The following is a 19,349-nucleotide window of genomic DNA, read 5'->3' on the forward strand; positions in this document are numbered from 1 at the left end:
CTTGCTAGAGTGCGAGCCGCCTGTGCGCTCCGTGGTCGTATCGCAACTCAGGGTGGTGAGCGTGGACTCCGCACGTCATTCCCGCGAAGCGGGCCGCCCCTCGCGATCCCTCGTCCTCCTGGCGTCGGCCGCGCTCGTCGCGGGCACCGGCGCGGCGCTGTGGGCCCTGCCCCCGGCCCCGCCCGGCGGGTGGAACGTCGCGTCCGGTCTCGCGGCCGGGACCGGGCCGCCCACCGATGCGCGGACCCCGGCCTCCGCCACGCCCGAGACGCTGGTCGCCGCGCGCCAGACGGTCACGGCGTCGCCCGCACCGCCCGCCGCTCCCCCCGCCGGCGGGCCCGCGGCCCGTTACCGGGGCTTCCTCGACGCCGCCGGCAGGCCGCACCCGGAACTGCTGGAGGCGGGCGTGCGGTCCTTCACCATCGGCCACGTCGTCGCCGGTCCCGGCGGGTGCGCTCCGCACTGGGCAGGGGTGCGGCCGCGCGGCGGGGAGCCCGTGGCCGCGCGGATCGGACGGCTGCGCGCCGAGGGCGGCGAGGTGTGGCCGGCGTTCGGCGGGCCGTACGGGCAGGAGCTGTCGGTCACGTGCGAGGACCCGGCGCGGCTGCTCGCGGCCTACCGGCGGGTGGTCGCCGCGCTGGCCCCTCCCGGCGTCGACTTCGAGCCCGCGGAACCGGCGAATTCGCCCGGGGAGGCGGAGTGGACCGGCACGACGGACCCGGATGGGGAGGCGGCCGCCCGCCGCCGCGCCGCCGTACTCGCCCGCCTGCAGCACGAGGCGCGGACCAGGCAGAGATCGACCGGCGAGGCCGGCTCGCTGCGGGTGACCTTCACGCTTCCCGCCTCGCGGGACGGTCTGAGGCCGGCCGACCGGGAGGCGTTGCGGATCACCCGGGAGGCGGGAGTGGAGATCGAGTCGGTCGGCCTGCTCGTGCCGATGGACCCCGGCCCCACCGCGCTCCACGGCCTGGCCGTGGCGGCCCGCGCGGCGCGCCCGCAGATCGCGGCGGCGTTGGGCGTCCCGCCCGACGCGGCGTGGCGGCGCATGGGACTGGTGCCCGTCCTCGCCGGCTCCGGTGACCTGGGGCCGGGCGACGCGGTGCGGCTGGCGGCCTTCCGGGCCCGCAACGGCCTGGCCTGGCTGTCGCTGCGCGGCGCCAGACCGGCCGACGACGTCGTACGGATCCTGGCCCGGCCGTCGCCCCACGACGCCGGTGTCGCCCGGCCCGAGGCCGTGCCCGGCGACCGCGGCGTCCACCCCTGGTGATCGCTGTTGCCGGCCGTGCGGTCCGCGCGTGAGCGGCCGCCCGGGCGCATCGGTTCGCGACGCAGGCCGCGATCGGCTCCGGAGCCCGTCGCGGCATGTCCCGCCCAGGCGGCGCCGGGATCAGTCCCTGACGAGCAGGGCCACGCACTCCACGTGGTGGGTCATCGGATACTGGTCGAAGGCCCGCAGGTCCTCCAGCCGGTAGCCGTGCTGACCGAACCAGGCGACGTCCCTGGCCAGCGTCGCCGGGTCGCACGAGACGTACACCACCCGCGAGGCCTCCAGGGCCGCGACGCGCTCGACCACCGGGCGGCCGAGCCCCGCGCGGGGCGGGTCGGCCACCACGAGGTCGGCCCGGTCGATCCGCAGCCGGTCGAGCGCCTCCTCGACCCTGCCCCGCTCGATTCGCGCCTGCGGCAGGTCGCGCAGGTTGAACCGGGCGTCCTGCGCCGCCTGCGGCTCGGACTCGATGCCGAGCACGGCCCCCTCCGGGCCGACCGCCTCGGCCAGCGCGGCGGCGAACAGGCCGGCGCCGCAGTACAGGTCGAGCGCCCACTCCCCCGGCTCGGGCCGGCCGAAGTCGAGCACCGCGTCGAGCAACGTGGCCGCCGCGCCCGGGTGGACCTGCCAGAACCCGCTGGCGGTGACCCGGAAGTCCCGTTCGCCCACCCGCTCGGTCAGCGAGGCCCGGCCGCGCAGCGCGCGCGTGCCCCGCCTGCCCTCGTCGAGCAGGACCGCGGCGTCCACGTCGGGGACGACCGCCCTGCGGCGCGGCTCGGGTTCGACGATCACGGCGCGCTCTCCGCCCGAGGCCGCCACCACCTCGACCGAGGCGGCACCCGGCCACGCGAGGCGTTCCGCGCCGACGCCCTCGACGGCGGGATGCGCGATGAGGCACTCGGTGACGTGCTCGATCTCGTGCGACCGGTGCTTGCGCAGCCCGGCCGTGCCGTCCCGGTCCACGGCGAACCGGACGCGGGTGCGCCACCCGAGGCCGTCCTCCGACCCCGGCACCTCCTCGACCACGACCTTGAGGTCCAGGCCCGCGAGCCGCCGGAACTGCTCGGCGACCACGTCGGCCTTGAGCCGGCGCTGCGCCTCCAGCGACGCGTGCTGCCAGTCGCAGCCGCCGCACCGGCCGGGGCCGGCGAACGGACAGGGCGGCGTGACCCGGTCGGGCGAGGGTTCCAGGATCTCGACGGCGTCGGCCCGCAGGAACCGCGCGGTCTCCTCGGTCACCTCGGCCACCACCCGCTCGCCGGGCAGGGCGTGCCGGACGAACACCACCCGGCCCTCGTGCCTGGCCACGCACCAGCCGCCGTTGGCGACGGCGTCCACCGTCAGCTCGAGCCGTCCCTTGTTCATCCGGTCGGCCTCTCTCGTGTCGATCATCGGTCTTGAGGGGTGCGGCACACCGCACCGGTCGCAGGCGGACGGGTTGTCACGTCTTGACCTGCGTGTCCTTCGACGGCGGCTGGTAGGAGCGGCGGGACGCGCCGGGCGCGGCCGGCTCCCTGCGGCCCTTGAGACGGTCGGAGGAGGCGAGCTGGAACGGCACGCTCGTGACCATGACCCCAGGCTTGAACAGCAGCCGGCCCTTGAGCCGCAGCGCGCTCTGGTTGTGCAGGAGGTGCTCCCACCAGCGGCCGACCACGTACTCCGGGATGTAGACGGTCACGACGTCGCGCGGCGAGCGCCGCCGCAGCGACTTCACGTACTCGAGCACGGGGCCGGTGATCTCCCGGTACGGCGAGTCGAGGATCTTCAGCGGCACGTCGATGCCGCGCCGGTCCCACTCCTCCCTGAGCCTGTTCGCCTCGTCGGCGTCCACCATGACGGTCACGGCCTCCAGGCTCGACGGGCGGGTCGCCCTGGCGTACGCGAGCGCGCGCAGCGTGGGCTTGTGGATCTTCGAGACGAGCACGACCGCGTGGTTGCGGGCCGGCAGCATCGACTCGTCGATCTCGCTCTCCTCCGGCGCGGCGAGCTCCGCGGCGACCCGGTCGTAGTGCCGCCTGATGCCCTTCATCATCAGGAAGAGCACCGGCATCGCGATGCAGACGATGTACGCGCCGTGCGTGAACTTGGTGGCGAGCACGACGACCAGCACCAGCCCGGTCATGATCGCGCCGAAGCCGTTGATCAGCCGCGAGCGCATCATGTGGAAGCGCGCCCTCGCGTCGCTCTCGGTCCTCAGGTGACGGGTCCAGTGCCGGACCATGCCGATCTGGCTGAGGGTGAACGAGACGAACACCCCGACGATGTAGAGGTTGAGCAGCTTGCTCACGTCCGCGTCGAACGCCCAGATCAGCAGGCAGGCCCCGGCCGCGAGGATGACGATGCCGTTGCTGAAGGCGAGGCGGTCGCCCCGGGTGTGGAGCTGACGCGGCAGGTAGCGGTCCTGCGCGAGGATCGACCCGAGCACCGGGAAGCCGTTGAACGCGGTGTTGGCCGCCAGGAACAGGATGAGGGCGGTCACCGCGGCGATCACGACGAACAGGACCGAGCCGTGGCCGAAGACGGCCGACGCGACCTGCGCGATGATCGGCTGCTGGTAGTAGTCGGGCCCGGCCGGGTGGCCGTCGATGATGATGTCCCTGGCCGCGGTGGCGGGGTCGGCCACCGTCACCCCGGACTTCAGGCCGAGGAAGATGATCCCGCTGAACATCGTGACCGCGATGAGGCCCATCATCAGCAGCGTCGTCGCGGCGTTCCTGCTCTTGGGCTTGCGGAAGGCCGGCACGCCGTTGCTGATCGCCTCGACCCCGGTCAGCGCCGCGCAGCCGGAGGAGAAGGCGCGCAGCACCAGGAACGCCAGCGCGAACCCGGCCAGATCCGCCTGCTCGGCGACGAGCTTGTAGTCCGCCGTCGGGGCGCGCAGCTCCTGGCCCAGCACGACCAGGCGGAACAGCCCCCACAGGATCATGCCGATGACCGCGGCCATGAAGGCGTAGGTCGGAACAGCGAAAGCGACACCCGATTCCCGGATGCCGCGCAGGTTCATGATGGTCAGGAGTACGACGATGGCTATCGCTACCAGGGGGCGATGCTCGGCGACGAAGGGAATCGTCGCGCCCACGTAGTCGGCGCCGTTGGCGACCGACACCGCCACGGTCAGCACGTAGTCGACGAGCAGGGCGCTCGCGACGGTCAGCCCCGCCGTCGGTCCCAGGTTCGTCGTGGCCACCTCGTAGTCGCCGCCGCCGCTGGGATAGGCGTGCACGTTCTGCCGGTAGGACGCCACCACGACGAGCATGACGAGGACGACCCCCGCCGCGACCCAGGGGCTGATGCTGTAGAGCCCGACCCCCGCGATCGACAGGATGATCAGGATCTCCTGCGGCGCGTACGCCACGGAGGACAGCGCGTCACTGGCGAAGACCGGCAGCGCCACACGCTTGGGCAGCAGCTGGTGGTGGAGCGCGGTGCTTCGCAGAGCCCGCCCCACGAGGAGCCGCTTGACAAGATCTGGCACCTTGGACACGTCTGTTGAGCCTAGTCCCCCCGTGCCATGCCCGGGTCATGCGGTGCGCCATGAGGGCGACATACTGTCTGCAATAGGAGACCGCCACAACCCACGGCGGGGGAGCATGCATATTGTGATCATGGGATGCGGACGGGTCGGCTCGACCCTGGCGCACATCCTTGAGGACAACGGGCACTCGGTCGCCGTCATCGACCGTGACCCGCAGGCCTTCCGCCGGCTGCGGGCAGGCTTCCGGGGCCGCAGGGTGACCGGCATCGGTTTCGACCGCGACGTCCTCGAGGAGGCCGGCATCGCCTCGGCCGCCTCCTTCGTCGCCGTCAGCAGCGGGGACAACTCCAACATCATCTCCGCCCGGGTCGCGCGGGAGATGTTCGGCGTGGACAACGTGGTCGCCCGCATCTACGACCCCCGCCGGGCCGAGGTCTACCAGCGGCTCGGCATCCCCACCGTGGCGACGGTCCGCTGGACCGCCGACCAGATCCTGCGCCGGGTGCTGCCCGAGGGCGCGGAACCCCTCTGGCGGGACCCGACCGGGACGGTCGTCCTCGCCGAGGTGGCCTTCCACCAGGGCTGGATCGGCACCCGGGCCAGGGAGATCGAGAACGTCACGGGCGCGCGCGTGGCCTTCCTCAACCGCATGGGCGAGGCGGTCGTGCCGAAGGACGCGACCGTCGTCCAGGAAGGGGACATCCTCCACCTGGTCGCCGCCGAGAACGACATGGACCGCATCAACAAGATGCTGTCCGCCCCGCCGTCCGACGAGGAGCACTGATGCGCGTCACCATCGCCGGCGCCGGAGCCGTCGGCCGCTCCATCGCGGCGGAGCTCCTGGAGAACGGCCACCAGGTCCTGCTCATCGACATCGACCCCCACGCCATCAAGATCGACAGCGTGCCGCGGGCCGAATGGCTGCTGGCCGACGCCTGCGAGATCTCCTCGCTGGACGAGGCGGGGCTGAACAGCTGCCAGGTCGTGATCGCCGCCTCCGGCGACGACAAGGTCAACCTCGTGGTCTCGCTGCTCGCCAAGACCGAGTACGGCGTGCCGCGGGTGGTCGCCCGGGTCAACCACCCCAAGAACGAGTGGCTGTTCAACGAGTCGTGGGGCGTGGACGTCGCCGTCTCCACCCCGCGTCTGCTGTCGGCCCTGGTCGAGGAGGCGGTCAGCGTCGGCGACCTAGTGCGCCTGATGACCTTCCGGCAGGGTCAGGCCAACCTGGTGGAGCTCACGCTGGCCGAGGACGCGCCGGTGGTGGGCCAGCGGGCGGGCTCGGTGCCGTGGCCGGTGGACGCCGCTCTCGTGGCGATCCTGCGCGAGGGCCGGGTGCTGGTCCCCTCGGCCGACGACCCGCTGGAGGCCGGCGACGAACTGCTGTTCGTGGCCAACCAGGAGGTCGAGCACGAGCTCACCGAACTGCTGTCGGCCCACGGACGTCCCTGATCGCCACCGACTCGGCCCCGGGACACATGCCCGGGGCCTTCGCGTTCCGTCAGACGGACGGCTGCGCGGGCGGCTGGGTGGGTGTCTGGGTGGGCGTCTGGAGACCGGGCTCGATCGGGGTGCGGCCCCGGGCGAGCACCCACACCATCGCGGCCAGAGCGGCGACCTGCAGCGGCCAGCCCAGGGCGATCTTGGCCACGCCGAGGGCGGTCACCTGGTCCGCCCAGTAGAGCGGGAGCTGGATCACCACCCGCAGCAGGCAGGGCAGCATGAGCAGCCACGTCAGCCGTGAGCACAGCCGGACCAGCGCGGAGTCGTTGTGCCAGGCCGTCGGGTCGCCGGTCACCGAGCCGATCAGGAACCCCACGACCGGCCAGCGGACCACGATCGACAGCAGCATGCCGGCGGCGTAGGCCCCGTTGTAGAGGATCCCCGGCAGGAACACGTCCTTGGCGTCGCCGGTGCGGGTCGCGAAGAACGCGCCGATGCCGATGCCGATGAGGCTGTTGAGCACGAACTGGGGCGTCGTGCGCTGCGCGAGCCGCACCAGCAGGAGCACCACCGCCGAGGCGATACCGACGATCAGCGAGGTCTTCAGCTGGCTGGTGCCCACCCACGTGCCGGTGAAGGCGATCGTGGGCACGGCCGCCTCGACGATCCCGCGCCTGCCGCCCAGCGCCTTGCTCATCTGGGCACGAACGGCCGCCTCAACGGTGGCGTGCGCCGCGGGGGCCGTCATGTCCGCTGTGCTCATACGGTCTCCTGAGAGATCAAGGGCCACCGGCCGGGCGAAGCTCGTAACGGGGGTTGAACATGACCTTGCGGCCGTCCTGGACGCTGACCAGTCCTTCGGCCCGCACCACCCGGCCCGGCTCGATGCCGGCGATCTTCCGGCGGCCGAGCCAGACCAGGTCGATCACGTCCGACCCGTCGTACAGCTCCGCCTCGAGGGCGGGCGCGCCGCCGCGCGGGCGGAGGGTGACGGTGCGCAGCGTGCCCGCGACGCAGGTCCGCTGACGCTCACCGCACCGGGCGATGGGTGTGGCCCCCTGCTGCTCCAGGTCCTCCTGAAGCTCGGCGGCCTCCAGTTCGGCCTGGCTGGTGGTCAGCCGTCGGAAGAAGCCCCGCAGTCCGCCTCGTCTGGCAGGCTCCGGCGTGCCCATCGGTCACTCACCCAGCTTCCTCCCCCTGCGGGGAATTCGTCGTCCCGGCTTCCAGCCTAGGCCCGTCGTCATCCACCGCAGCATACGTGAGCCGCATACGGGCCAGAAGGACGGTCAGGGCAGGGCTTGCTCCCCGATTCGGTCAATCGGCGCGCCGCCCCCCGGCGGAGGTCAGCGGATCTCGCTGATCTCGGGACCGCGTTCGAAGGGCCGGAACTCCTCCCGGCGGCCCTCCTGCTCCTCCATGGCCTGCCGCGCCTCGGCCGGCAGGCGGAGCTGGATCGCCTCCCTGGGCGGCATCGGCTCGTCGCCGCGTACGACGACGATGTCGCGCACGACGTCCTCCAGGATCCGCGCCGCCTCCGGGTCGACCGCCGCCCTGCCGCTGATCACGGCCCGCAGGAACCAGCGCGGCCCGTCGACGCCGACGTAGCGCACCGGCTGCCGTCCCTGCGCCTGGCCCTGTGCGGGCACCTCGGCCGCGATCTCCGGGCCGAACGGTCCTTCCCGCTCCTCGGCGGCTCCGCCCGCGGCCACCACCTCGCGGGCCAGCTCGGCCCGCACCTCGCTCCAGATCCCGCTGCGCTTGGGCGCGGCGAAGGCGTTCACCTGCAGGGCGCTCTCCTTGACCAGGACGATCACACCGTCGACCTGGTCGCCCGCCATGCTGAGCTGGATCTCGAACCCGGGACCGACGGGCAGGCGCAGGCCCCCCAGGTCCACCCGTTCGGTCTCCGGGTAGTCGTCGCCGGAGTCCCAGGGGCCCGCCGTCCGAGCCGGGGCGCGACTCTCCTCCCGCCCGACGGCTGGTGCGGTCTCCTCCTCCACGCGTCGCCGGCGTCGCAACACTTGTCTCACTCTCCTCGCATCGTGGCCCGTTTCCCGGGCCCCGCGGTGTCAGCTCCCCGTCGAGCCGAACCCGTTCGTGCCCCGTACGGAGCCGGGCAACCGGTCGACCTCATAGAACGCCGCCCGTTCCACCCGCTGGACGACGAGCTGGGCGATGCGGTCGCCGCGCCGGAGCCGTACCGCGTCCTTGGCGTCGGTGTTGATCATCGTCACCCTGATCTCGCCCCGGTAGCCGGCGTCGATCGTGCCCGGCGCGTTGACCAGCGTGACGCCGTGCCGGGCCGCCAGGCCCGAACGCGGGTGGACGAAGGCGGCGTAGCCGTCCGGCAGCGCGATGGCGACACCCGTCCGCACGACCGCCCGCTCACCGGGCAGCAGCTCCACGTCCTCCGCCGCGTACAGGTCGGCTCCGGCGTCGCCGGGGTGAGCGTACGACGGGAGCGGAAGACCGGGGTCGAGCCGGTGGATCAGGATCTCGACATCGCTCATGAGGCAAGACCCTACCCGTTGCGCTGGGGAGACACCGCCTCTCCCGCTCCGGAGGACGGGCGTGCCGTTTCCGGTTCCTGCCCGCCCTGCCCGGGGGAGTCATGCCCGGGTGCGGGCTCGGATGCGGGCGCGGGTGCGGGCTCGGCCGCGCCGGGCTCCGCGTCCGGGGGGCCGGTCTCCTCGCCGCCGTGCGAGCCGCTGTCCGCCGGCGGCTCGATCGCGGGCTGACCTCGGCGCAGCTCGGGCAGCGCGCGGTAGATGACCGCCGTGAGCGGCACGGCCACCACGGCGCCCGCGATCCCGCCGAGCACGCCGCCCACCGCGAGGACGAGGATGATCGCCAAGGGGTGGAACTCCAGGGCCCGGCCGACGATGAGCGGCTGGAGCACGTGGTTTTCCAACTGCTGCTCGACCACGAGGATGCCCACGAAGATCAACGCGTAGACCCAGCCCTGGGAGCCGAAGGTCACCAGCGTCGCGATGCCGCCGGCCAGCAGGATGCCGACGACCGGCACGAAGCTCGCCAGGAAGACGAGCACCGCGAGAGGCGCCCACAGCGGCACCCGCATCCCGGCGAGCACCACTCCGATCACGACCCCGTGGATGGCCGCGACCGCGACCGTGCCGTGCACGTAGTGCGAGATCGTCGCCCAGGCCGCCCGGCCCGCCCGGTCCACCCGCGGTGCGGTGGTGCCGAAGGCGCGCAGGAACCAGCCCCAGATCCGTTCGCCGTCCTTCAGCAGGAAGAAGGTCACGAAGAGGATCAGCACGATCGAGGTGAGCACCTCGACGACCGCGGTGGCGCCGCTCAACACCGTGCTGGTGATCTGGCTGCGGTACTGGGTGATCTGGCTGCTGAGCTGGTCCACGAAGTCGGCGATCTGCGCCTCCTTCAGATGGAGGGGACCGTGCAGCAGCCAGTCCTGCACGTTGCGCACGGTGACCTGGATCTGCAGGACCAGCCGGGGGAACTCCTCGTTGGCCCGCACGCCGATCAGGAATCCGATGCCGACTATCAACGCGAGGCCCAGCAGCATCGTGATCCACGTCGCGTAGATCGGCCGGAGCCCGGCGGAGCGCAGCCGCCGCGTCAGCGGATACAGCAGGGCCGCGAGCAGCAAAGCCACGACCACCGGCATGACGACGAAGCTGATCCTGCCGATGATCTGCCACAGGAAGTAGACCATCGCGCCGAGCAGCAGCAGCCGCCAACTCCACGCGGCCATCGCGGCCAGGGTCGGCGGAACCCTCTCATGGGTACTGCGGTTAGACGGGATCACGGATCCAGCCTGGCATGTCGGCGGGCACGGTGCGCGGCCGTTTTACCCGTGATTGGGGATCGATTCGGCGCGATCCGCCGCCGGCCGCCGGCCGCGGGTCTCCCCGCGGCCGGCGGCGCCGTCGCTCAGGCGGTCAGCTCGGCGACCGCGTCGAGGGGGGCGTCACCGGGTTCGAGGACGAACTCCTCGACGTTGCCGGCCGCGCACAGGTCGTCCTGGGCCAGCCGGACCAGCTCCGCCTGGTCCCCCGACACGGTCAGCCGGGAGACCTCGGCCCGCATCGACAGCCGCGCCTCGGACTTCGCCCGCCGTACACGGCGGAGCACCTCCGCCACGGCGTCGAGCACCGCGGGGTCGCCGAGCCGCGCCTCGGGCAGCTCGCCGGCGGACGGCCAGGCGGCGCGGTGCACCGAGCCCTCCCGCCACCACGACCAGACCTCCTCGGTCACGAACGGCAGGAACGGCGCGAACAGCCGCAGCAGCACGCCGAGTGCCCGCCGCAGGGCGGCGACGGCCGAGGCGTCCCCGGCGTACGCGCGGGCCTTGACCAGCTCCACGTAGTCGTCGCAGAACGACCAGAAGAACCGCTCGGTCCGCTCCAGCGCCCGGGTGTAGTCGTACGCCTCGAACGCCTCGGTGGCCTCGGCGACGACCGCATCCAGCGCGGCCAGCATGGACAGGTCGACCGGCTCGGTGACCTCGCCGCCGCCCTCGGAGCGGAAGCCGAGCACGAACTTCGACGCGTTCAGGATCTTGATGGCCAGCCGGCGACCGATCTTGATCTGCCCGGTGTCGAACGCCGTGTCGGTGCCCGGACGCCCGTTCGCCGCCCAGTAGCGGACCGCGTCGGAGCCGTACTCCTCCAGCAGGCCCATGGGCGTGACGACGTTGCCCTTGGACTTCGACATCTTCTTGCGGTCGGGGTCGAGGATCCATCCCGAGATCCCCGCGTGCCGCCAGGGCAGCCCGCCGTGCTCCAGGTGCGAGCGCACGACCGTCGAGAACAGCCAGGTACGGATGATCTCGTGGGCCTGGGGCCGCAGGTCCATCGGGAAGACGCGGCGGAACAGGTCGTCGTCGCGCTCCCACCCGGCGGCGATCTGCGGGCTCAGCGAGGAGGTCGCCCACGTGTCCATGACGTCGGGATCGGCGACGAAGCCGAACGGCTTGCCCCGCTGGTCCTCGGTGTACCCGGGCGGCACGTCGCTGGACGGGTCGACCGGCAGCGCCGACTCGGGCGGGACGATCGGCGCCTCGTGGATCGGCTCGCCCTCGGCGTTGAGCGGGTACCAGACCGGGATCGGCACGCCGAAGAACCGCTGGCGGGAGATGAGCCAGTCGCCCGCCAGGCCCTCGACCCAGTTGTCGTACCTGACCCGCATGTGCGGCGGATGCCACTCCAGCTCCCGGCCGCGCTCCAGCAGCTCGGCGCGCAGCCGCGCGTCCCTGCCGCCGTTGCGGATGTACCACTGCCGGGTGGTGACGATCTCGAGCGGGCGGTCGCCCTTCTCGTAGAACTTCACCGGCCGCTGGATCTTGCGCGGCTCGCCGTCCAGGTGGCCGGACTCGCGCAGCATCTCCACGATGCGCTCGCGCGCGCTGTGCACCGTCTTGCCGGCCAGCTCGGCGTACGGCTCGGCGGGCACGCCCTGCGGCGGCTCGGGGAGCAGGCGGCCGTCCCAGCCGATCACCGGCCGGGTCGGCAGGTCCAGCTCGCGCCACCAGGTGACGTCGGTGACGTCGCCGAACGTGCAGATCATCGCGATGCCCGAGCCCTTGTCGGGCTCGGCGAGGTGATGGGCCACGACCGGCACCTCGACCCCGAACACCGGGGTGCGGACGGTGGTGCCGAACAACGGCCGGTACCGCTCGTCGTCGGGATGGGCGACCAGCGCCACGCAGGCCGGGATCAGCTCGGGGCGGGTGGTCTCGATCCACACCATGCCCTCGCCGGGCCGCTCGAAGCCGATCCGGTGGAAGGCGCCGGGCCACTCCCGGTCCTCCAGCTCGGCCTGGGCCACGGCCGTGCGGAACGTCACGTCCCACAGGGTCGGGGCCTCGGCGACGTACGCCTCGCCGCGGGCGAGATTGCGCAGGAACGCGCGCTGGGACGCCGCCCGGGCGCCCGCGTCGATGGTCGCGTACGTCATCGACCAGTCCACCGACAGGCCGAGACGGCGCCACAGCTCCTCGAAGGCCTTCTCGTCCTCGGCGGTCAGCCGCTCGCACAGCTCGATGAAGTTCCGGCGCGAGATCGGCACCTGCCGCTTGGCGTCCGGCTTCTCCGGCGGGGTGAAGCCCGGGTCGTACGGCATGGAGGGATCGCAGCGCACGCCGAAGTGGTTCTGCACGCGGCGCTCGGTGGGCAGGCCGTTATCGTCCCACCCCATCGGGTAGAAGACCTCGCGCCCCCGCATCCGCTGGTATCGGGCGATCGTGTCCGTGTGCGTGTAGGAGAAGACGTGCCCCACATGGAGGGACCCGGACACGGTGGGCGGCGGGGTGTCGATGGAGTAGACCTCGTCCCGCCCCCGGGACCGGTCGAACCGGTAGGTGCCCTCGGCCTCCCAGCGCTCTACCCATACCGCTTCCAAGCCGTCGAGTGCGGGTTTCTCGGGCATGGCTGCGGGGAGTCGCTGTTCGGTCATGCCACCACATGGTATGGCGTGGACCGCCACCCCGTGCGGAGACACTAAGGTCGTTATCGAGGAGGAATCATGGCGGACACGGTTCGGGAGGCCAAGCGCGAACTCGGCGCGATGGACAAACCCGATATGCAGTGGCGTATCGTCGGCGGCCTGCTCGGCCTGGCGGTGGGCTTCTGCTCACGCAAGGTGCTGTCGTTCGCGTGGGAGAAGGCCACCGGCAAGAAGCCGCCGGCCAGCGCCGACTCCCCCGACATCGGGCTCGGCGAGGCGATCGCGTACGCCGTGGTGATGGGCCTGGGCATGGAGATCACCAGGATCGTCGTCACCCGGTCGGCGGCGAAGAAGTGGCGTAACTGGAAGGACGCCGCCCGGGACCTCACTCAGTAGAAGCGGCCCGCTCCCCGGACTCCAGGGCGGCGAGGAAGTCGCTCGCCCATCTGTCCACGTTGTAGGTGGCGACCCTGCGCCTGAGCGAGCGCATCCTGCGCGCCAGCTCGTGCGGGGTCGCCCGCATCGCCGCCAGCATCGTCCGCTTCATGCCGTCGATGTCGTACGGGTTGACCATGTAGGCCTGGCGCATCTCGTCGGCCGCACCGGCGAACTCGCTCAGCACGAGCGCTCCGCGCAGGTCGTGGCGGCAGGCGACGTACTCCTTGGCGACGAGGTTCATGCCGTCGCGCAGCGGCGTGACGACCATGACGTCGGCCGCCAGGTAGAGGGCCGCCAGCTCCTCCTTGGCGTACGACTGGTGCAGGTAGGAGATCGGCATCCGGCCGAGCACGCCGTGCTCGCCGTTGATGCGGCCCACTCTCAGCTCGATGTCGTTGCGCAGCCGGATGTACTCGGCGACGCGCTCCCGCGTGGGCGTGGCGACCTGGACGAAGACCGCCTCGTCCGGCTTGATCGCGCCGTCGTCGAGCAGCTCGCCGAACGCCTTGAGCCGCTGGCCGATCCCCTTGGTGTAGTCGAGCCGGTCGACGCCGAGCAGCACGTGCTCCGGATCGCCCAGCTCGGCGCGGATCTCCTTGGCCCGCTGCTGGATGCGGGGCTCGCGGACGAGCTGGTCCAGCTCGCCGTAGTCGACCGAGATCGGGAACGACTCCGCGCGCACCGTCCGGTCTTCGAGCTGGATCTCGTTGCGGAGGTACTGCACCCCGAGCAGGCGGCGGCACAGGCGCAGGAAGTTGGCCGCGCCGCCCGGCCGCTGGAAGCCCACGAGATCGGCCCCGAGCAGGCCCTCGAGGATCTCGTTGCGCCAGGGCAGCTGGTAGAACAGCTCACCCGGCGGGAACGGGATGTGCAGGAAGAAGCCGATCTTCAGGTCGGGCCGCAGCTTGCGCAGCATCGCGGGCACGAGCTGGAGCTGGTAGTCCTGCACCCACACGACCGCGCCCGGCGCGGCGGCGTCCGCGGCCGCGCGGGCGAACCTGTCGTTGACCGCGCGGTAGGCGTCCCAGAGCACGCGCGAGTAGACGGGCGTGGCGACCACGTCGTGGTAGAGCGGCCACAGGGTGGCGTTGGAGAAGCCCTCGTAGTACAGCTCGACCTCGAGCTGGGACAGCGGGATGGGGATGAGGTGCATGCCGTCGTGGTCGAAGGGCTTCAGCTCCTCCCCGGCCGCCCCGGTCCAGCCGAGCCAGGCACCGTCACGGCGTTGCATGACGGGCGCGATGGCGGTGACGAGCCCTCCCGGGCTGCGTCGCCACTCGTTCTCGCCCACGCGATCGACCGGTAGCCGGTTCGCTACGATCAGAAATGAGCTGGTGCCACGCATGCATCTCCTCCAGGTGGTCGCCTGTGACCACCATACGGAAAGTCACCAGTGACCCCCATACCCGTAAGAACGTGCACAATTCCCACCGGTTGTTGTGAGAATGATCTCACGCAGCTCACACGGGGTCGGCAAGTGGTTTAGACCACTCGGTGACACTTCCCTACCTGAAAGATCAGGACGGTCCGAGAGTGCCGATAGGGACGGGCACCTGGGCTGATGCCCGTTTTCCCGGGGGACGGAACCGGATCGGCAGGGGGATCAGCCGGACGCGGGGCCTATCTGGAGGCGGGGGCGTCAGCTCGGAGGCAGTGCGGGGGCATCGGATTGCGGCAGCGCGCGCTGGCGGCGCAGGTCCGCGCGCACGGCGCCGGCGAGCTTCTTGGTGGCGGCCCTGTTCAGCGCACCGCCGGCCACGGCGCCGGTGAGGAAGGGGCCGAGTGTGGTGAGATGCCGGCCGAGCGTGCGCATCAGGCGGTTGCGCAGCGCGGTCTTGGCGGCGGTCCCGAGCGCGAGCGTGGCCGAGCCGGGGGCGAGGGGGTTGACGCCCCGCTGCTTCGACCATGCCAGCGCGAACGCGGCCGCCCTCTGGGTGCCGTTGCCGGGGACCCGCACGCCGTACACCTCGTGCAGTTCGGCGAGGAGCTTCACCTCGATGGCCGCGACGACCAGCGTCTCGGCCACGATCTGGGCGGGCGCGGACAGCAGGAGCGGCGGCGCGGCGAACTCGGCCGCGGCGAGCGCCCCGCCGACCGCGCCGACCGCCGTCGTCGCTTTGGCGGCGGTGCGGACGAGGTCGTCGGCGAGCTGCTCACCGGTGAGCCCGTAGTGGTGTTCCCGCAGGGTCTCGAGGTCCCTGACCGGTAACCGCGGAGCGATGTTCATGAAGACGTCGGCAAGCCATCGGCCCCGGCCGACTCCCCGTTGACGTGCCTTCCCCGCGGACCGTGCCAGGGCCCCGCTGAGGCGGCCGAGCAGCCGGCGCCGCTCGGCCCCGTCCGTCTCCTCAGAGGCGACGAGCTTGCCGACCAGGTCGGCGACCTCGTTGTTTGAATCATCCGCTGCTGAAGTCACGGACCCTCCCAAGGGTCTCCTAGGCGGCGCACTCGCGGCAGACCTGCTGGCCGTTCTTCTCCGAGGCCAGCTGGCTGCGGTGGTGCACCAGGAAGCACCGCGAACAGGTGAATTCATCGGCCTGCCGAGGAATCACCCGCAGCGAGAGCTCCTCGTTCGACAGATCCGCCCCCGGCAGCTCCAACGACTCGGCCAGATCGGTCTCGTCGATGTCGATGCTGCCCGACGACTTGTCGCTCCTGCGCGCCTGGAGTTCCTGGAGGCTGTCCTCGTTGAGGTCGTCGTCGGTCTTACGCGGGCTGTCGTAGTCGGTAGCCATCTGCTACTCCATCCCCCTCATCTATCTGCCTGCGCCTGTGTCGCGCGTGGATAACGCTCGGAAGGCCGGTGTTGTGCCCGCGGGGGCCGGTAAATTGTGCAATCGGTACCCGCTTGAACGAACACTGAACCTTCCGACACGCGAGGGGCATCCCGCCGGAGGCTGCGGTTAGCCAAATATGGCGAAAACCACAGTATCGGCGGTATCCCTACCGCGTTCGACGGCACATCCAACCACATGTACGGCGCGCTCGCTCCATCAGCGCGCCGACTGCGGCGTCCCCGGAGAGCCCCCGGTTCCGGAGAGTCGTACCGTCACCACGAGACCGCCCCCGTCTCGGGGAACGGCGGCGACCGTACCGCCGTGCGCGCGGACGATCGCGCGGACGATGGACAGGCCGAGACCCGCGCCCTTGGCGGACTGGACCCGGTCGGCATTCAGCCGTCGGAACGGCTCGAACAGGCTCTCCACCTCGTACGCGGGAACGTGCGGTCCCGTGTTCGCGACCTGAACAACCGCACCCCCGTCCACAATTCCCGTCCGGACCCATACTTTTCCGGATTCCCCAAGATTGTGCTTGATGCCGTTCTCAACCAGGTTGGAGACGCAGCGTTCTATGAGAACGGGGTCGCCGGTCGTGGCCGCCGGGTGGAGGTCGTGCTCCACCGTGACGCCCTCTTCCCCGGCGAAGGGGGCCAGTTGCTCCACCGCGGTCCTGGCGACCTCCTGGACGTCCACGGGCTTGCGCACCGACAGCTCGCGCTCGCTGCGGGCGAGCAGGAGCAGGCCCTCGATGAGCCGCTCGTTGCGGGCGGTGGTGCCCAGGAGTGTGCGCCCGAGCACCTTCAGGTCGTCGGAGGCCTCGGGATCGGACAGCGCCACCTCCAGCACCGTGCGGTTGATCGCCAGCGGCGTGCGCAGCTCGTGCGAGGCGTTGTCCACGAACCGCCGCTGGGCGTCGAAGGCGGTGTTGAGCCGGGTGAGCATGGCGTCGAAGGTGTCGGCCAGCTCCTTCAGCTCGTCGTCGGGGCCCTGGAGGGCGATGCGCTCGTGGGCGAGCGAGGTCTCCGACAGCTTCCGCGCGGTCGCCGTCATCTTCATGACCGGCCGCAGGGCCCGGTCGGCCACGACGTAGCCGAGCATGAGGGCGAAGATCCCCACGCCCAGCAGCGCCAGCAGCGCCCGCTTCAGCAGTTCGCTGCGCGCCGCCGCGGTCACCGCCGCCTGCGACTGGCCGAACTGCCTGTTGACCTGGTCGACCCACTCCTGCGGCACGATCCCGCTCGGAATGTAGATCTTCGGCACGTTCTGCCAGCCGACGTCGATCGCCTGGCCGACCAGCACGTACATGACCATCACGAGCAGCGCGCCCGCGACGAAGACCAGGGCGGCGTACGTGAGGGTCAGGCGCCACCGGATGCTGACGCGGTTCTGCAGCGACCTGATCTCGTCGAGCAGGTTGCCCCGCTGCACCGGGTGGGCGACCAGGGGCGGCGGCCCGTCCCAGGCGGGCGGGCCGCTGGGCGGCGGCGGCACCTGGCTGCGATAGGGGCCGGTGCCCATCGGGCTCGACATCCTGCGGGTCGGACCCGCCGCCTGCGCTCCGGCCGCAGCCGGCGATCCCGGCGGGGTCGCGGAACCCGGCACGGTCGCGGAATCCGGCAGGGTCGCGGCGGAGCCCGCGTCGCCGGGCGGCGGCACGATCTGCGGCGTCCCCTTGTCGGAGGCGTCACGCGGTTCGGTCACAGGGCCCCCTCCCCCGATGAACATGCGGAGACGGCGGCGTGGGTCGTCACAGCCGGTACCCGACGCCCGGCACGGTCTCGATGACCGGCGGGTCGCCCAGCTTCTTGCGCAGCGTCATCATCGTCACTCTGACCACGTTGGTGAACGGGTCGATGTTCTCGTCCCACGCCTTGTCGAGCAGGTCCTCCTGGCTGACGACGGCGCCCTCGGCCCGCATCAGCTCCTCCAGCACCGCGAACTCCTTCTTGGTGAGGTGGATCTCCACCCCGTCCCTGGTCACCTGACGCCTGCCGGGGTCGAGCCGGATGCCGGCGCGTTCGAGAACGGGCGGCAGCGGCGGCGCGGACCTGCGGCCGAGCGCGCGCACCCGGGCCACGAGCTCCATGAACACGAAGGGCTTGGCCAGGTAGTCGTCGGCGCCGATCTCCAGCCCCTCGACCTTGTCGTCCACGTCGCCCGCGGCCGTCAGCATGATGATCCGCGAAGCCGACCGCTGGGCGACCAGGCGACGGGCCACCTCGTCACCGTGCACCTTGGGCAGGTCACGGTCGAGCACGATCACGTCGTAGTCGATGTAGCCGGTCTTCTCCAGAGCGGCGGCGCCGTCGTAGGCGACGTCCACGGCCATCGCCTCCCGGCGGAGGCCGGTGGCGATCGCGTCCGCGAGCACCCGCTCGTCCTCCACCACAAGCACGCGCATCAAGTCCTCCTAGCTGGTACGACGCCCTCATTGTGGTCACATTCGACGTAAGCCGCCGGTAAGCGGTTCCAGCGCTCTACGTGACGTAGAGCACAGAAATTCACAGGTTTGCGGTTGGTCCGGACATGGGTAAGGCCCGTGACACCCTCCATTGTCGTGTGCCGGGGATGGGCGCGCCTCTCCGCAGGAGCCGCGCCGGAGCCCCCGGTGACGCGTTTCGCCCCCTGAGAAAGAAGGTGAGATGGGCGAGTTCACGACCACGATCGAAACCAGGCTCGACCAGGCCTACAAGGGTCTTGAAGAGGCCACCACGAGCGGGGACGACTTCCTCGCCGACACACTCACCGCCGAGATCGAGGACCTGCACCGCCTCGCCGAGGATCACGGCATCTCCATCCCGCGCTGACCGCCAGGAACACTGACGAGGGGGCCCGCCGATGGCGGGCCCCCTCGCCTGTGTGCCCGGGCGAACTCCGGGCGCCGGTACCGGCGGACGCCAGACGCGTTACGCCCGGCGCTCTACGCACGTTGTGCCCGCCGGACTCCGCGCGCGTTGTACCCGGCGCTGTGCGGTCGTGCCGTCGAACCTGTGCGCGTTGTGCCCGCCGGACTCCGCGCTGCCCGGGGCACTTTGGGCGTTGTGCCCGAGGCACTGTGCGCGAATTCACCGCGAATCCTGCGCGAATCCTGCCCGGCCCCCTCGTGAACTCTGCGGGAATCCCCGGCGGCTCCTGATCAGGCGCGCGGCGACCCCCGGCTCGCGGCCCTGAACCGGCGCGGAGTGTGGCGCCGCCGGCGTCACGCGAAGTCGTCACGGTCCACGTCGGCCTCGGACATGGCCTCCTTGAGCTTGGCCGCCATCTCGGTGTCCTGTGATCCGCGCGAGTCGTCCTGCTGGGCGGGCGCGGCCTGCCGCGACAGGGCCGGGTCGTTCTGATCGGTCTTGGGGGCGTTCTCTTCGGGAACGGTCATGTCCTGCTCCTTCTGCCGTCGTCCTGCGCCGCGTACCCGCGAGACGGCCGGGCATGCCGCCGGGACCTGGGCAATCGCTCCAGCCGGCGCTCGCGGCGGCCTCAGGTTTGCCGTCAGGGACACGGGTAGGGCCTCCGGTCCCTG

Annotated in this window: 19 protein-coding genes; 5 read left to right on the forward strand and 14 right to left on the reverse strand. The window is 71.5% G+C overall.

Features of this window, described 5'->3' with window-relative positions; genetic code table 11:
* Positions 1-61: 61 nt before the first annotated feature.
* Positions 62-1,267 (forward strand): hypothetical protein, encoded by a 1,206-nt coding sequence (locus tag ACWEQG_RS07110; protein ID WP_452282501.1) that lies wholly within the window; start codon positions 62-64, stop codon positions 1,265-1,267.
* Positions 1,268-1,387: 120 nt separating this feature from the next.
* On the opposite strand, the gene ACWEQG_RS07115 is transcribed toward ACWEQG_RS07110, so the two are convergent.
* Together ACWEQG_RS07115 and ACWEQG_RS07120 are read right to left on the reverse strand one after the other, a co-directional pair.
* Positions 1,388-2,659, reverse strand: coding sequence for a class I SAM-dependent RNA methyltransferase (locus ACWEQG_RS07115; RefSeq protein WP_452282503.1), 1,272 nt, complete (start codon positions 2,657-2,659; stop codon positions 1,388-1,390).
* A gap of 49 nt (positions 2,660-2,708) precedes the next feature.
* Complete coding sequence (locus ACWEQG_RS07120; RefSeq protein WP_452282505.1) at positions 2,709-4,751, reverse strand: APC family permease; 2,043 nt, start codon at positions 4,749-4,751, stop codon at positions 2,709-2,711.
* A gap of 106 nt (positions 4,752-4,857) precedes the next feature.
* On the opposite strand from ACWEQG_RS07120, the gene ACWEQG_RS07125 reads away from it, so the two are divergent.
* Entirely contained in the window at positions 4,858-5,526 is a 669-nt protein-coding gene (locus tag ACWEQG_RS07125; RefSeq protein ID WP_363471184.1) for a potassium channel family protein, read from the forward strand.
* Positions 5,526-6,194 carry a potassium channel family protein gene (locus ACWEQG_RS07130; RefSeq protein ID WP_452282507.1) on the forward strand — a complete coding sequence of 223 codons (669 nt, stop codon included), beginning with the start codon at positions 5,526-5,528 and terminating at the stop codon, positions 6,192-6,194. The genes ACWEQG_RS07125 and ACWEQG_RS07130 overlap by 1 nt, the downstream gene beginning before the upstream one ends.
* A 49-nt stretch (positions 6,195-6,243) precedes the next feature.
* Here the strand turns inward: ACWEQG_RS07130 and ACWEQG_RS07135 are convergent, their stop codons facing one another.
* The 6 genes from ACWEQG_RS07135 to valS form a co-directional block, all read right to left on the reverse strand.
* Positions 6,244-6,948 carry a DUF3159 domain-containing protein gene (locus ACWEQG_RS07135; RefSeq protein WP_452282508.1) on the reverse strand — a complete coding sequence of 235 codons (705 nt, stop codon included), beginning with the start codon at positions 6,946-6,948 and terminating at the stop codon, positions 6,244-6,246.
* A gap of 16 nt (positions 6,949-6,964) precedes the next feature.
* Positions 6,965-7,357, reverse strand: coding sequence for an OB-fold nucleic acid binding domain-containing protein (locus tag ACWEQG_RS07140; RefSeq protein WP_030505482.1), 393 nt, complete (start codon positions 7,355-7,357; stop codon positions 6,965-6,967).
* A 171-nt stretch (positions 7,358-7,528) separates the two neighbouring features.
* Positions 7,529-8,206 (reverse strand): DUF3710 domain-containing protein, encoded by a 678-nt coding sequence (locus ACWEQG_RS07145; RefSeq protein ID WP_452282510.1) that lies wholly within the window; start codon positions 8,204-8,206, stop codon positions 7,529-7,531.
* 48 nt (positions 8,207-8,254) lie between these two features.
* Complete coding sequence (gene dut, locus ACWEQG_RS07150) at positions 8,255-8,695, reverse strand: dUTP diphosphatase (protein WP_182906672.1); 441 nt, start codon at positions 8,693-8,695, stop codon at positions 8,255-8,257.
* An 11-nt stretch (positions 8,696-8,706) separates the two neighbouring features.
* Entirely contained in the window at positions 8,707-9,921 is a 1,215-nt protein-coding gene (locus ACWEQG_RS07155) for an AI-2E family transporter (RefSeq protein WP_452282512.1), read from the reverse strand.
* Positions 9,922-10,100: 179 nt separating this feature from the next.
* Positions 10,101-12,623, reverse strand: a complete 2,523-nt coding sequence (valS, locus tag ACWEQG_RS07160; RefSeq protein WP_452282514.1) for a valine--tRNA ligase — start codon at positions 12,621-12,623, stop codon at positions 10,101-10,103.
* Between the two features lie 69 nt (positions 12,624-12,692).
* Between valS and ACWEQG_RS07165 the strand changes: the two genes are divergently transcribed.
* On the forward strand, positions 12,693-13,010 hold the full coding sequence (locus ACWEQG_RS07165) for a DUF4235 domain-containing protein (protein ID WP_363471170.1): 318 nt from the start codon (positions 12,693-12,695) through the stop codon (positions 13,008-13,010).
* Here the strand turns inward: ACWEQG_RS07165 and ACWEQG_RS07170 are convergent.
* The 5 genes from ACWEQG_RS07170 to ACWEQG_RS07190 all read right to left on the reverse strand — a co-directional run bounded on the left by ACWEQG_RS07170 (position 13,000) and on the right by ACWEQG_RS07190 (position 18,233).
* Positions 13,000-14,397 (reverse strand): alpha,alpha-trehalose-phosphate synthase (UDP-forming), encoded by a 1,398-nt coding sequence (locus ACWEQG_RS07170; RefSeq protein WP_346224286.1) that lies wholly within the window; start codon positions 14,395-14,397, stop codon positions 13,000-13,002. The genes ACWEQG_RS07165 and ACWEQG_RS07170 overlap by 11 nt on opposite strands.
* A 294-nt stretch (positions 14,398-14,691) precedes the next feature.
* Entirely contained in the window at positions 14,692-15,468 is a 777-nt protein-coding gene (locus tag ACWEQG_RS07175; protein ID WP_452282516.1) for a hypothetical protein, read from the reverse strand.
* A gap of 19 nt (positions 15,469-15,487) precedes the next feature.
* A complete protein-coding gene (locus tag ACWEQG_RS07180; protein ID WP_030505490.1) occupies positions 15,488-15,787 on the reverse strand; it encodes a DUF4193 domain-containing protein in 300 nt (99 codons plus the stop codon).
* 258 nt (positions 15,788-16,045) lie between these two features.
* Positions 16,046-17,362: a sensor histidine kinase gene (locus ACWEQG_RS07185; RefSeq protein ID WP_452282882.1), complete on the reverse strand. Its 1,317-nt coding sequence runs from the start codon at positions 17,360-17,362 to the stop codon at positions 16,046-16,048.
* Positions 17,363-17,579: 217 nt separating this feature from the next.
* The gene (locus ACWEQG_RS07190) at positions 17,580-18,233 is read right to left on the reverse strand and encodes a response regulator transcription factor (RefSeq protein ID WP_363474245.1); all 654 of its coding nucleotides are present in this window, start codon (positions 18,231-18,233) and stop codon (positions 17,580-17,582) included.
* Between the two features lie 241 nt (positions 18,234-18,474).
* Between ACWEQG_RS07190 and ACWEQG_RS07195 the strand changes: the two genes are divergently transcribed.
* Positions 18,475-18,639 carry a hypothetical protein gene (locus ACWEQG_RS07195; protein ID WP_169949406.1) on the forward strand — a complete coding sequence of 55 codons (165 nt, stop codon included), beginning with the start codon at positions 18,475-18,477 and terminating at the stop codon, positions 18,637-18,639.
* A 392-nt stretch (positions 18,640-19,031) separates the two neighbouring features.
* On the opposite strand, the gene ACWEQG_RS07200 is transcribed toward ACWEQG_RS07195, so the two are convergent.
* Positions 19,032-19,205 (reverse strand): hypothetical protein, encoded by a 174-nt coding sequence (locus ACWEQG_RS07200; RefSeq protein ID WP_452282518.1) that lies wholly within the window; start codon positions 19,203-19,205, stop codon positions 19,032-19,034.
* Between the last annotated feature and the right edge of the window lie 144 nt (positions 19,206-19,349).

The organism is Microbispora sp. NPDC004025 (genome assembly GCF_053604425.1).

What these genes read in the sequence shown, in the direction of transcription:
- ACWEQG_RS07115 (WP_452282503.1), bottom strand. Translation starts at nt 2,659, where the DNA reads ATGATCGACACGAGAGAGGCCGACCGGATGAACAAGGGACGGCTCGAG.
- ACWEQG_RS07125 (WP_363471184.1), top strand. Translation starts at nt 4,858, where the DNA reads ATGCATATTGTGATCATGGGATGCGGACGGGTCGGCTCGACCCTGGCG.
- ACWEQG_RS07130 (WP_452282507.1), top strand. Translation starts at nt 5,526, where the DNA reads ATGCGCGTCACCATCGCCGGCGCCGGAGCCGTCGGCCGCTCCATCGCG.
- ACWEQG_RS07135 (WP_452282508.1), bottom strand. Translation starts at nt 6,948, where the DNA reads ATGAGCACAGCGGACATGACGGCCCCCGCGGCGCACGCCACCGTTGAG.
- ACWEQG_RS07140 (WP_030505482.1), bottom strand. Translation starts at nt 7,357, where the DNA reads ATGGGCACGCCGGAGCCTGCCAGACGAGGCGGACTGCGGGGCTTCTTC.
- dut (WP_182906672.1), bottom strand. Translation starts at nt 8,695, where the DNA reads ATGAGCGATGTCGAGATCCTGATCCACCGGCTCGACCCCGGTCTTCCG.
- ACWEQG_RS07155 (WP_452282512.1), bottom strand. Translation starts at nt 9,921, where the DNA reads ATGGCCGCGTGGAGTTGGCGGCTGCTGCTGCTCGGCGCGATGGTCTAC.
- valS (WP_452282514.1), bottom strand. Translation starts at nt 12,623, where the DNA reads ATGACCGAACAGCGACTCCCCGCAGCCATGCCCGAGAAACCCGCACTC.
- ACWEQG_RS07165 (WP_363471170.1), top strand. Translation starts at nt 12,693, where the DNA reads ATGGCGGACACGGTTCGGGAGGCCAAGCGCGAACTCGGCGCGATGGAC.
- ACWEQG_RS07170 (WP_346224286.1), bottom strand. Translation starts at nt 14,397, where the DNA reads ATGCGTGGCACCAGCTCATTTCTGATCGTAGCGAACCGGCTACCGGTC.
- ACWEQG_RS07180 (WP_030505490.1), bottom strand. Translation starts at nt 15,787, where the DNA reads ATGGCTACCGACTACGACAGCCCGCGTAAGACCGACGACGACCTCAAC.
- ACWEQG_RS07185 (WP_452282882.1), bottom strand. Translation starts at nt 17,362, where the DNA reads ATGTCGAGCCCGATGGGCACCGGCCCCTATCGCAGCCAGGTGCCGCCG.
- ACWEQG_RS07190 (WP_363474245.1), bottom strand. Translation starts at nt 18,233, where the DNA reads ATGCGCGTGCTTGTGGTGGAGGACGAGCGGGTGCTCGCGGACGCGATC.
- ACWEQG_RS07195 (WP_169949406.1), top strand. Translation starts at nt 18,475, where the DNA reads ATGGGCGAGTTCACGACCACGATCGAAACCAGGCTCGACCAGGCCTAC.
- ACWEQG_RS07200 (WP_452282518.1), bottom strand. Translation starts at nt 19,205, where the DNA reads ATGACCGTTCCCGAAGAGAACGCCCCCAAGACCGATCAGAACGACCCG.